We start from the raw sequence: 12,199 nt of genomic DNA, 5'->3' as shown, positions 1-12,199 counted from the left end.
GCCTCTAATGACAATACATTATAGGTCTTACACAGTGTCCACAAGCGTATAAGTTTGGCTCGTCCCAAGCCTACTTTTATAATTTATCTATAAGGACTGAAGAATCCTCAATCCTTCTGTAAGTATGTTGATTGCTGCATTATGGTCTCTGTCTCCAGTATAGCCACAATCACATGTATAAACTCGGTCTTTTAGGTCGAATTTTTTTACACTTCCACAGCAATGACAGATTTGGCTAGAAGGGTACCACTTGTCAACTTTTACAAAATATTTACCTCTTTCTTTAAGCTTGTAATCAAGCATATTAAGAAACATTCCATAACCGTTGTCAAAGGTCGCTTTTCCATTGCCAAAACCTTTATTTCCAATAGCTTTCATATCTAAGTCTTCGACACATACGATATCATACTGATTGGCTATCTCAGTAGATTTCTTATGAAGACTGTCGAGACGTTGATTCGCTATTTTTCTATAGATTCTGTTTACTTTTCTCATTTGTTTAAAATAGTTGCTTGATTTTGTTTCATTCTTTTTAGAACCTGCTTTTCGTGAAAGTCTTCTTTGTTGTTTAGCAAGCTTCTTATGACTTTCTCGATAGTATTTATGAACTCCTGCTTTATTCCCATTACTGTCCATATAAAGTCCATCGGATTTATAGTCAAGTCCAATAGCATTTGTACTTGATTTGGAAACAGATGGAATGTCTTCCTGTTCATATTCAAAAAGAACGGAAGCAAAATAGTTACCGACACTATCTTGAGAGACAGTAACAGATTTAAGCTTCCAATCATCTTTAGGCAGCTTATGAATAACAGCTTTGACCATTCCAACTTTAGGAAGCTTTATGACATTTTTACCAATAAGAATATTGTTGTTGGTAAAATTTGTTGTATACGACTTTTTAGATTTTCTTTTGCTTTTGAATTTAGGGAAATGATTTTGTTTTTTAAAAAATCTGTCATAGGCGTCTGCTAAATGAAAAACGGCATTTGAAACAGCAAATTTATCTATTTCTTTGAGAAAATCATAATCTTTTTTTAATGTACGAGTAGCGAACTCATTTGATTTAAGCTTAGAAAGATGGGATTCTCCATCTTTGTATCTTTGTTTTTGTAAGGCAAGTAATTGGTTATAGACAAAACGACAGCAACCAAAAGTTTTTGCAAACATGACTTTTTGTTCATCATTTGGATAGAGTCTATATTTAATTGCCTTGTTACTTTTGTTTGCTTTTGACATATATTTTACCTTCCTTGCGTTTGAATATATTCCTTAATAATATCTACGGTCACCCCACCTGTAGATATCAAACAATAGCTTTGTGACCAGAACATATCCTTCCATAAATGTTTCTTGATTTCTGGATATTCTTTTTTTATAAGTCTACTGCTTGCTGATTTATAAGCATTGATAAATTTAGAAATCTCACTATTAGGCTGCCCTCTGAACAGTATATGAACATGGTCTTTATCGTGATTCCATTCTTCCAACGAAATATTATAATTAAGGCATATGTTTTTAAATATCTCTTTAAGCCGTAATGAGATAGCATCATCAATAACATTATTCCTGTATTTGACACACATAATTAAATGATAATTAAGCATGAACACTGAATGATTATTAGTATCAAGTTCCATAGCAATATCCTTTCTAAAATTAAGTACGACTGAACGTCTTTTATACTTATAATGTATCACAGCTACATGTCTAAAACAACATCTATTATAAAAACTATAAAAGGAGCTAGATCCCTCCCTACGCTTCGCTTAGAGGAAGGGGATTGCGCTCCTATTTTTGTTCAACCCTATTCATAAGATCTTAAAGATAAAGATCTTACTATTTGGATGTTTACCAATGAAAATAGTGCAGATGCTGTCTATGGTTCATTAGGTGAAGCTAGATGGTCTATGGAATGTGATGAAAATGGAAATGTCCTTTCTATTTGGTGGAATGAAGGAACTTGTCATTTAATGGGCTATGACTACGATAAAGAATACTTTCAAACATTACCTCCATTTACCCATCTTCACAATAAGATTCAACAATTGAGATAAAAGAGGTATCTGGACGACCGCTATTATTTTTTACAACTTTTACAAACATAACATCACCATCCTATACTACAAATATATAATAAATATATTTAAATTAAAAGTAATAAGATTATATACCCTATACTACACAAAAAGAAATATTTGATACTATTATAAAAAAAGGATAAAAATAAAAAGACATGAACCTAAGATTATATCTTAAGTTCATGCCATTTGGAGATTAACTCTCCTTTTTATAATGTATTTTCTGATGGATAAAAGGATGAATAAAACTAATTTCAACACTATCCAAATAAAACAATTGATCTTCATTTGATCCATAAAGAAGATCTCCCACTAAAGGGTGACCAATAGAAGCCATATGTACTCTAATTTGATGGGTTCTTCCCGTTACTAATTTGCATTCTACAAGTGTTTGATTATTTTTATGCATTAAAGATTTATAATACGTCTTAGCATACTTACCATGATCATCAACAATTCTTTTAATAGAATCATTACTTTTTAAAATAGGCCGCTCAATAACGCCTTCCCCTTCTAAAATTCCTTCAACTAAACAATGATAAACACGTTCTACTTGTTTAATATCTTTAGAAAGCAATGCATGAGCTTGTGATGTTTTAGCAACCAACATATATCCTGATGTTTCTTTATCTAAACGATTTACTAAATGAATTGTACTTTTTAAACCAATTTGTTGATAGTAATACATTAAAGCATGACATAAAGTATGGCTTTGATATCTTTTAGTAGGAATACAAGGCATTTGGCTTTCTTTATCAATGATTATATAATAGTCATCTTCATAAATGATTTTTAAAGGAATATTTTCTGGTTGAATATTTGAGTTTTCTATTGGAAAAATAATTTCTAAACAGTCTCCTTTTTGAAGTAAACATCTTACTGTTTGACTTTTTCCATTGACTAAGAAATCACCTTCCCTTTTAATCCTTTTAATCATTGCTTGACTAATTGGTAATTCTTTCAAATAATCTCTTAATAAAATCGTTTGTTCAATTTGATAACTCATGAATTAATAAATGCCCTTCTTACTCTTTTAATAAAAGACATTTCTTTATATTCAATAAAACGAACATACTTACGCCCAATCGTAATCTCAATATTTTCAACATCCTCTAATTCTAAATGAATATGGTCGATCCCAATCAAAGAATGATTAAAATGATTTCCAACTAATTTAATTGTTTGACTTTCATCTAAAATCAAACTTGAACCTAAAGAACGATATGCATTATGATGAATTCCTGCAACTTCTGTAAGTTGCATCAAAGGAATACCTGGATAAATGATAGAACCACCTAAAGATTTATTATAAGCAGTCGATCCAGAAGGAGTTGAAACACATAAACCATTCCCTCTAAAAACTTCTAATAAAACATTACCAATATACACATGAATAACCTGTGCTTGTAACCCTTGATCTAATCTTAATTCATTTAAAGCATAATATGTTTGAAAAGAGTCTTTTTTATTAATTTTAATTTCTAACATATATCTTTTCATCGTCTTAAATTGTCTAGAAGTCACATCTTTTATAAATTGATCCACTTCATCAACTTGGTAATCTGTATAAAATCCTAAAGTTCCTGTATGTATACCTACAAAACAACAATCAACATTTAAATATTGATGTACAGCTTCTAAAATAGTTCCATCTCCTCCAATTGAAATAACAAGATCTGGATTTTTTTCATCATAAATAAAAAAGTTTTGTAAACTTTCTTTAATTTTCAAAGCTGTTTTTTTAGAAAGATCATCATTTCTAACCATTAATGCATATTTCATCTTTCTTCCCTCCATATAGATGTATTATAATATATCTAGAGCATTTAAGCAAAGAGGTATCATATGGAACATTTAGAAATTGAATTTAAAATGTTATTAAAAGAAAATATATTTAAAAAAATATTATCTGATTATAAAAATCAAATCAAAGACAGTTATCAACAAACCAATTATTATCTTTTTCATCCTCTATTGGAAAAGAAAAAATACTCACTCAGAATTAGAGAAAAAAAAGGTCATTACGAACTCACATTGAAAAGACCTTCAGCTATTGGTCTGAATGAATTAAATATAGATATTAATAAAGAAATTAAAGATGCTATTTTTAATCATCAACATGTCAATAATGAAATCTTTGATATTTTAGAAAAAGAAAATATTTATATCAAAGATTTAACATGTGGATATTATTTAAAAACAACACGTCATGATATTATTTTACCCGATGGTGTTTTATCCTTAGATGAAAATGAATATAACCATCATCATGATTATGAAATAGAATTTGAAGTGGAGGATTATGATCAAGGACTTCAAACATTCAAAAAAATCATTCAACCTTATCATTTAGAATATAAACAAAACTGTTTAAGTAAAATCAAACGAATGTTAGAAACATTAAAAAACGAATAAGTCACATACTTATTCGTTTTATATTTGATAGCTTTCCATAAACACACTTAAAGAAACCGGCCTACCATAATAGAATCCTTGAATATAATCTGGCTTTAATAACATAATACGTTCAAGTTCTTCCTTTTCTTCTATTCCTTCAATACAAATCTTAACACCTACGCTATGAACCATATCCACCATATGTTTTAGCAACATATTTTCATACTCATTTGAAAGCGCATTTTTCATCAATGTTCGATCTATTTTTATATAATCTGGTTTTAAATTATAAAGATAGTGGAAATTAGAATATCCTGTTCCAAAATCATCTAAAGCAAGTAAGATATTTTCTTTCTTTAAACCATTACAAAAATCAATAAAGTTTTTATTAGATTCAATAAAACCACTTTCTGTAAGTTCTATAACCAATTGATTATTTTCTATTTTATAATTTTTTATAATATTTAAAATATCATTTAATGCTGGCGTTTTTAACACTTGAACATAAGACATATTAATTTGTACTTTAATATTTGAAAACATACTTACAGCTTTTAATGCTTGATCTAAAACCCATCTACCTACAGGAATAATCAAATCACTTTCCTCTAATAATGGAATAAATTCTAGTGGTGAAATTTTACCAAATTCATCACATTCAAATCTAAGCAATGCTTCCATACTATGAATCTTTTCTGTTTTCATATCAATAATTGGCTGAAAATAAACTTCAAATCCTTTAAATTGTTGGTTAACTGCTTTATGTAATTCTTTTGTTAATTTATTTTTTCTTAAAAATTCTTGATAATCTTCCTGCTTAAAAATCGTATATGTATTTTTTCCATTTGTTTTCGATTGATTTAAAGCAAATTCTGTCCATTGCATAATAGAATTATAACTTTTATTAGGATAATCATGAAAATCTAGAATATCTGCAGAAATCGTTAAATAAATATCATAATTAATAGATTCTACATAACATGTAATACTTCTACGTATTGCATTATAAAGAGCTCTTGCATCTTCTTTACTGCCAACAACATCCATCACAATAAATTCATCAGCGACAATCCTATAAAGTTGTTGATTTTTAGTTAATAACTTTTTAATACAATTTCCAACTTGTTTTAAAACAACATCACCATATTTTACACCGAAATTTTCATTAATATTTTTAAAATCATCAATATCAATTCTTAAAATAAAACCCTGTGTAATATCTTCATGAATAGGATAAATAAAATTTTTAAAACTCATTTCTCCTAATAATCCACTATCATTATCAGCAACTTGTCTTTTACCAATTTCATTAATACAGCCAATAATATATTTAACATTCCCATCATAATCCTTAATCGATTTACTTCGACAATTGATCCAAATAGGAATACCGTCTTTTCCAATCCAACGATATTGTAAATTATGAAAATTTTTCTTTCCCGAAACCAACTTATTCATATCTGATAATAACATTTCTAGATCATCTTCATATACAAATTTTTTATGTGCTGGTAAAGAATTACTAAATTCATAGCTTGGAATATTAAATCTTTTCATAGCATGTGGTGAGATAAAATATATGTCTTTATCAAGATCCATTACAAATAAATAATCATCAATACATTGATCTAAAATAAGTATAATTTCTTTATACGTCTTTATAGCCTTTGCATCTAATCTATCCATAAATACCCCTTCTTTTTATACTAGTAATAATAATGATAACGATTTTTCTTTTTTAAAAAAGCATTTACAATTAATAAAATAATACCTACAAAGAAATAACTAGCTCCACATATATACATATATTTAATAGAAGTTAACTGAATTGTCATTGTAGAAGATGCCATTGCTGTTAATCCTAAAATTATCGTAAAAGAAATCAAGAATGTCATAATTCCACAAACCATATAACTTACTGATAAACATTTTGTAATCAATCTCTCTTGAACTGAAATAAAAATAAGATAAGCTGTAGAAATAACTAATAAAATAGCACTCACAATAATATGTGTAGAATTTTTAAAGCTATATACTTTCTTTACAATCTTATATGTTTCTCCAGATTGTTCCATCGTATTTTCTACTCGACTTAATACTTTATCTTGTAAACCTTGTAAATCCATTTGATTGATAGCTTGATCATAAAGTGTTGTAAACGTTTCTTCATTTATTGAAGGATTCAAAATAGAATATACCTCATTTTTTTTATCTTCTAAAACTTGCTTTAATAAAGTTTCATCTAGAGTAGATGATTGATTATTTAAAACAGTATCAATATATTCATTAACAAGTTCTTGCGTTTTTTCATCTTGTTGTAAAGAAGAAACAAGTGCTTGACTTTGGCTTTCATCCATATTCATCATACTTAAAACATTTTGACAAGTATCTTCTAAAGCATTTGTTACAGCCGTTGATTTAACAACTGTTGGTACCATATCATTAATAATCAAATGATTCATAAATAATGAAATTGCTAGATAAAAACATGAACAAATTAAAACAAGTGTCATTATAACTTTTAATATTTTTTTCATATTGTCTCCTAAAAAAGAATCCATCTATTGACTTGATTCCTTTTCTCTATCCCTTTCATATTCTTTTTTAAAATTCAAACAATCTTTATTGCTGAATTGTGGACAACGATCCATATCATGACATTCAGCTAACTTTCTAAGTTCTTTAGGAATAAAGACTCTTATTTCTTCAGAATTGTAACCAACTTGAAATCTTCTTTCATCAATCATAATTGGTCTTTTTAAAACTGATGGATTTTCCTGTATAAACTTAATTAAATCATTGATTTTCATTGAATCAATATCAATATCATTTTCTTTAATAATTTTGCTTCTTTTGGAAATAATATCATCCGTACCATTTTCACTACGTTCTAATAATTCTCGAAGTTCTGATTCTTTTAATAAAGTAGAAAAAATATTCTTTTCTACATAAGGTATTTGATTTTCATTTAACCAAGATTTTACTTTTCTACAAGAAGCACAACTTGGGGCGGTATATATACGTATCATACAATCACTCCTTTGTAAATAATTATACAACAATTTTAAACTTTGTATATCTTTTTTTAAATATCTTGATTTTTATAGATGAGCTCATTATAATGTTTTTAAAGACATTGAAGGAACATAAGTAAATTATATTAAATGTTATAGAAAGCTTATGGTTGATGGAAATAAGCCATTGATATAATAGAAATTGGGGTTCTGGAGTTACAAAAGGCATGAGTCTTTTGTCGCTAATCGCGTTAAGATCAAGAGCGTATATTTTATACGAATTAAGGTGGTACCGCGTTTATAACGTCCTTTTTTAAGGACGTTTTTTATTTTAAGGAGGAAAATTTATGAAAAGAATGTTGAGTGGCATCAAGCCAACAGGAAGAGTAACTTTAGGAAATTACATAGGAGCTATTAAACCTTTTGTTTCTTATCAAGATGAATATGAAATGATTGTTTTTGTTGCTAACTTACACAGTATGACAATTTATCAAGAACCAAAGAATTTAAGAAAAAATACAAAAGATTTGATTTCTTTATATTTAGCAGCTGGATTAGATCCTAAAAAAGTCACATTATTTTTACAATCTGATGTTTTAGAACATGCTCAACTTGGTTGGTATTTAGGATGTATGGTGTCAATGGGTGAATTATCACGTATGACTCAATATAAAGATAAAGCAAGCAAACTTAAAAAAGATGAATCTATTGGAGCTGGTATTTTTAATTATCCTTCATTAATGAATGCTGATATTTTACTTTATGATCCAGATTATGTACCAGTTGGTGAAGATCAAAAACAACATTGTGAACTTGCTAGAGATATTGCTGAAAGATTTAATAATCGTTATAGTGAAACTTTCAAATTACCTGAACCACTTGTTCCAAAAGTAGGTGGACGTATTATGGACTTACAAAATCCTACAAAGAAAATGTCTAAATCTGATGAAACAGGTAAAGGATGTATTTATATTTTAGATGATATTAATGTTTCTAAAAAGAAAATCATGTCTGCTGTCACTGATAGTGATAACGCTATTTACTATGATGTTAAAAATAAACCTGGTATTTCAAACTTACTTACTATTTATTCTATTTTAAGTGGTGAATCTATTGATGCACTTGTAGAACGTTATCAAGGTGTTGGTTATGGTCAATTTAAAAAAGATCTAGCTGAAGTTGTAGGTAATGAATTACAAAAAATCCATGATAAATATAATGAAATCAATCAAGGTAACTATATCGATACAATTTTAAATGAAGGTGCTGATAAAGCACGTTATATGGCAAGAAAAAAACTTGCGAAAGTTGAAAGAAAAATAGGAATTACAATTAAGAAATAAGCATTGCTTATTTCTTTTTGTATTCCTTTTTAGTAAATTCATAGAATAGGATTTCATGTATAAATGTATAGCCCTTAGCTATTTTATTTTTTAAATGATTATATTTTTGGATACTTTGTGCATCTTCGATATTTAGCTGTCTACATAACATCAAAAAATCATCATAATTTTCCATATAAAGTTCATCAATTCTTTGTTCAATAAATTGTTTTTTTAACCTTTCCTCTCTTGTTAGACCATATTCTTTCATTTCTCCTTCATCATACATTTGATAATGAATATTAGACAGTTCTAAAGCAGCAATCTTTTTATTCATTTTATCACGATCACAAAAATCAAAAACACTTCGATAACAAAGCTTTCCTTGATCATCTGTTTCAATCGCTAAAGCATAATGACCATCTCCTATTGCAAATACTTTTTGACACAACTTTTGATCAAAAATGTGTAAACATCCATAAATAAAATCATGGAGTGTTTTTTGATCTACTTTAAAACATGAAAGTGTTGAAATGATTTCGATATCATCACCATTTGACCATTCATATGGCTCTAATAGTTCTTCATCTTCTTTAACCCAATTAACAATCATTTTCTTCCTCCTTTTTCTTTATTATATGTCATCTCCATTAAAAAAATGTTTTTGTATATTTTTATAATATTTTCATATATAATGGGTGACGAGGTGAAATTATGAGTTTAATTAAAGATATTATTGTCTATGCAATCTTAGGTGCTATTCAAGGTTTTAGTGAACCTATTCCTATTTCAAGTAGTGGACATTTAGTTTTATTCCAAAGTATTTTTGAAAAACTTGGTTTAATGGTTCCACAAATGAATGATGTTACTTTTGAAGTTATTGTTAATACTGGTTCACTCATTGCTATCATGTTTTATTATCGCCAAGATATTATTCGTCTAATCAAATCCTTTTTCGGGTATATTGCTAAACCTCAAGAAAGAGATGAGCTATTACCTGATTTTAGATTTTGTATGTTATTAATTATTGCTACAATTCCTGCAGCAATTGGTGGTGTTCTTTTTAATGATTATGTTGAACATGCTTTCTCTAATCCTAAATTAGTAGGTTGTTGTTTACTTTTAACTTCTTGTTTTTTAATGCTTATTCACAAATTTGGGTATAAAGGAAAAAGAACAACAAAAAGCATGAATTTATGGGATGCATTAAGAATGGGATTTTTCCAATTACTTGCTTTACTTCCTGGGGTTTCTCGTAGTGGATCAACACTTACTGGTGGGATGCTTGGTGGTCTTGATCAAAAAGCAGCAAGAGATTTCTCTTTCTTTATGTTTATGCCTGTCAGCTTTGGAGCAATCATTTTAAAACTTAAACATTTTTTAACAAGTTCAACTGTCGCTGCATTATGGCTTCCTTATTTAATTAGTTTTATTGTCAGTGGTGTTGTTACTTATTTAGCACTTAATTTATTGTTTAGTATTTTAAATAAAAGAAAATTGAATTATTTTTCTTACTATTGTTTTATAGTAGGTATTATTGCAATTCTTTTCTTATAATATACAAAAAAGAGATTTCAAAAACGAAATCTCTTTTTTAATTATTTTTTAGCGATAACTTCTACTTCAATTAAAGCTCCTTTAGGAAGTTTAGCAACTTCTACAGCAGATCTTGCTGGATAAGGTTCTACAAAATATTCAGCATAAATACCATTTACTGTTGTAAAATCATCCATGTTATCTAAAAAGACAGTTGTTTTAACAACATTTGAAAATGATAATTCTTGGCTTTCTAATAATCCTTTCACATTTTTTAAAGCTTGATGAGCTTGTGCTTCGATTCCTTCTGGCATTTCACCTGTACTTGGTACTAGAGGAATTTGTCCTGAGAAAAAATACATATCCCCTACTTGTATTCCTTGACTATATGGACCAATAGCTCCTGGAGCTTGATCTGTTTTCACTACATTTTTCATTTTTTAATCCTCCTTGCCATATAATTATAACAAACTCTTCATATATTAAAATGATAAAGTTGTATTTTTTTTATGAAAAAGTATAATTATTGAAAAGGATGTGTTTTTATGAAATATGGATTAGTTTTATCAGGTGGCGGTTCTAAAGGAGCTTATGAATCAGGATGCATGAAAGCATTACAAGAATTAGGATATCATTTTGATATTGTTACTGGTACGTCTATTGGTGCTTTAAATGGGCTACTTGTAGCTCAAGAAGATTATCAAAAGCTTTATGAATTATGGGATACTTTATCATTAGAAAAGGTTTTAAAGCATCCTATTCAATTTGATTTTTCAATTGAAAATCTAATGAACAATTCTTCTAATATAGGTCCTTTTTTAAAGTCCTATCTTGATAAAAAAGGTGCTGATATTGAACCACTTGTTCAATTAATCAAAGGTCTTTATAATGGCAAAAAAGCGAAAAGTTCACCCATCAAATATGGTTTATGCACTGTTGCTTTTCCTTCTATGAAACCATTAGAAATCACAGTAGATGATATGAGCGAAGATAACATTGTAGAATATGCTATTGCTTCAGCCTCATGTTTTCCTGCATTTCCTATTCATTATATAGATAAGCAAGGATATATTGATGGCGGATATTATGATAATTTACCTATCTCTCTTGCTTTAAAAATGGGAGCACAAAAAATTATTGCAATTGAACTCAATCAAGAAGCGACCCATCCCTATTTATTACATCGTGAAAATATCACTTTTATTAGACCGTCTAAGCATTTAGGTGGCTTTCTTGATTTTAATCGAGAGCTATTGGATCAAAGAATACGCTTAGGTTATCTTGATACTTTAAAAACATTTAAAAAATTAAAAGGGCATCGTTTTGCTTTTTATCCTGAAGAAAATATTCAAGAAATAGCTTTATCTTTTCATAATCAAATTTTAAACTATGAAAATCAATACAATCATCATTTACTTACAATTTCAGATGAAACACCTATTCTTGATTTATTAAAAGAAAATACGTATTTAGATTACTTAAAATTAGAAGATTATTTTATCTTAGGTTTAGAACTTTATATGAGTGAACATGATTACGATGATTTAAAGGTTTATCATTTTAAAGATATTATTCAAGACATCAAAAACCAAATTAAACCTGATTTAAGAGAAATAGAAAGAATTGATTTTAAAAATATCGCCCAATCTTTTAAAGATCTCACAAATCATCAAATTCTTAAAAATTACTTATCTTATTTTATAAATAAAAAAGAAGAACATTTAAATTATGAAAATCTTTTCTTAAAAGAATTTGTCCTAGCGATGTTTATTACTTGTGTCTTAAGCTATGAAGTCTCATAGCTTTTTTTGACATCCTTACTGTTTTTCTATAAACTAGTACTGATAGA

14 protein-coding genes and 1 other annotated feature are annotated in these 12,199 nt (G+C 28.1%); of the genes, 5 read left to right on the top strand and 9 right to left on the bottom strand.

The annotated features are described in order from the left end of the window. Nucleotides 1–87: 87 nt before the first annotated feature. Together OCV55_RS11410 and tnpA are read right to left on the bottom strand one after the other, a co-directional pair. Nucleotides 88–1,239 carry an RNA-guided endonuclease TnpB family protein gene (locus OCV55_RS11410; protein WP_147580676.1) on the bottom strand — a complete coding sequence of 384 codons (1,152 nt, stop codon included), beginning with the start codon at nucleotides 1,237–1,239 and terminating at the stop codon, nucleotides 88–90. Between the two features lie 5 nt (nucleotides 1,240–1,244). Next, entirely contained in the window at nucleotides 1,245–1,640 is a 396-nt protein-coding gene (gene tnpA, locus OCV55_RS11405; protein ID WP_147580675.1) for an IS200/IS605 family transposase, read from the bottom strand. Nucleotides 1,641–1,847: 207 nt separating this feature from the next. Between tnpA and OCV55_RS11400 the strand changes: the two genes are divergently transcribed. Further along, a complete protein-coding gene (locus tag OCV55_RS11400; RefSeq protein ID WP_147580674.1) occupies nucleotides 1,848–2,057 on the top strand; it encodes a hypothetical protein in 210 nt (69 codons plus the stop codon). A 220-nt stretch (nucleotides 2,058–2,277) separates the two neighbouring features. On the opposite strand, the gene OCV55_RS11395 is transcribed toward OCV55_RS11400, so the two are convergent. Together OCV55_RS11395 and OCV55_RS11390 are read right to left on the bottom strand one after the other, a co-directional pair. Beyond that, entirely contained in the window at nucleotides 2,278–3,087 is an 810-nt protein-coding gene (locus tag OCV55_RS11395; protein ID WP_147580673.1) for an RluA family pseudouridine synthase, read from the bottom strand. Next, nucleotides 3,084–3,863, bottom strand: coding sequence for an NAD kinase (locus OCV55_RS11390; RefSeq protein WP_147580672.1), 780 nt, complete (start codon nucleotides 3,861–3,863; stop codon nucleotides 3,084–3,086). The genes OCV55_RS11395 and OCV55_RS11390 overlap by 4 nt, the downstream gene beginning before the upstream one ends. Before the next feature lie 63 nt (nucleotides 3,864–3,926). Between OCV55_RS11390 and OCV55_RS11385 the strand changes: the two genes are divergently transcribed. Then, entirely contained in the window at nucleotides 3,927–4,496 is a 570-nt protein-coding gene (locus OCV55_RS11385) for a CYTH domain-containing protein (RefSeq protein WP_147580671.1), read from the top strand. An 18-nt stretch (nucleotides 4,497–4,514) separates the two neighbouring features. On the opposite strand, the gene OCV55_RS11380 is transcribed toward OCV55_RS11385, so the two are convergent. Genes OCV55_RS11380 through spx form a run of 3 tightly spaced genes read right to left on the bottom strand, consistent with a single transcriptional unit; the run spans nucleotide 4,515 to nucleotide 7,507 of the window. After that, nucleotides 4,515–6,164, bottom strand: coding sequence for a GGDEF and EAL domain-containing protein (locus tag OCV55_RS11380; protein ID WP_147580670.1), 1,650 nt, complete (start codon nucleotides 6,162–6,164; stop codon nucleotides 4,515–4,517). A 20-nt stretch (nucleotides 6,165–6,184) separates the two neighbouring features. Further along, a complete protein-coding gene (locus OCV55_RS11375; RefSeq protein WP_147580669.1) occupies nucleotides 6,185–7,015 on the bottom strand; it encodes a hypothetical protein in 831 nt (276 codons plus the stop codon). A gap of 24 nt (nucleotides 7,016–7,039) precedes the next feature. Next, nucleotides 7,040–7,507, bottom strand: a complete 468-nt coding sequence (gene spx, locus OCV55_RS11370; protein ID WP_119362779.1) for a transcriptional regulator Spx — start codon at nucleotides 7,505–7,507, stop codon at nucleotides 7,040–7,042. A 98-nt stretch (nucleotides 7,508–7,605) separates the two neighbouring features. Next, nucleotides 7,606–7,806 (top strand) — a binding site (T-box leader). Nucleotides 7,807–7,839: 33 nt separating this feature from the next. Between spx and trpS the strand changes: the two genes are divergently transcribed. Continuing rightward, the gene (gene trpS / locus OCV55_RS11365) at nucleotides 7,840–8,835 is read left to right on the top strand and encodes a tryptophan--tRNA ligase (protein WP_032089490.1); all 996 of its coding nucleotides are present in this window, start codon (nucleotides 7,840–7,842) and stop codon (nucleotides 8,833–8,835) included. Nucleotides 8,836–8,842: 7 nt separating this feature from the next. Here the strand turns inward: trpS and OCV55_RS11360 are convergent, their stop codons facing one another. After that, the gene (locus OCV55_RS11360) at nucleotides 8,843–9,427 is read right to left on the bottom strand and encodes a hypothetical protein (protein ID WP_032089489.1); all 585 of its coding nucleotides are present in this window, start codon (nucleotides 9,425–9,427) and stop codon (nucleotides 8,843–8,845) included. A gap of 101 nt (nucleotides 9,428–9,528) precedes the next feature. On the opposite strand from OCV55_RS11360, the gene OCV55_RS11355 reads away from it, so the two are divergent. After that, nucleotides 9,529–10,371: an undecaprenyl-diphosphate phosphatase gene (locus OCV55_RS11355; protein ID WP_147580668.1), complete on the top strand. Its 843-nt coding sequence runs from the start codon at nucleotides 9,529–9,531 to the stop codon at nucleotides 10,369–10,371. A gap of 41 nt (nucleotides 10,372–10,412) precedes the next feature. Here the strand turns inward: OCV55_RS11355 and OCV55_RS11350 are convergent, their stop codons facing one another. Continuing rightward, nucleotides 10,413–10,787: a RidA family protein gene (locus OCV55_RS11350; RefSeq protein WP_147580667.1), complete on the bottom strand. Its 375-nt coding sequence runs from the start codon at nucleotides 10,785–10,787 to the stop codon at nucleotides 10,413–10,415. Nucleotides 10,788–10,895: 108 nt separating this feature from the next. Between OCV55_RS11350 and OCV55_RS11345 the strand changes: the two genes are divergently transcribed. Continuing rightward, the gene (locus OCV55_RS11345) at nucleotides 10,896–12,152 is read left to right on the top strand and encodes a patatin-like phospholipase family protein (RefSeq protein ID WP_117480808.1); all 1,257 of its coding nucleotides are present in this window, start codon (nucleotides 10,896–10,898) and stop codon (nucleotides 12,150–12,152) included. Nucleotides 12,153–12,199 lie beyond the last annotated feature (47 nt).

Origin of the sequence: [Clostridium] ammoniilyticum (assembly GCF_025566905.1) — a bacterium.
In the GTDB taxonomy this organism is placed as follows: Bacteria; Bacillota_I; Bacilli_A; order Erysipelotrichales; family Coprobacillaceae; genus Faecalibacillus; species Faecalibacillus intestinalis.
Note: the sequence above shows the minus strand (reverse complement) of the source record. Positions and strands in the feature narration are given on the sequence as shown.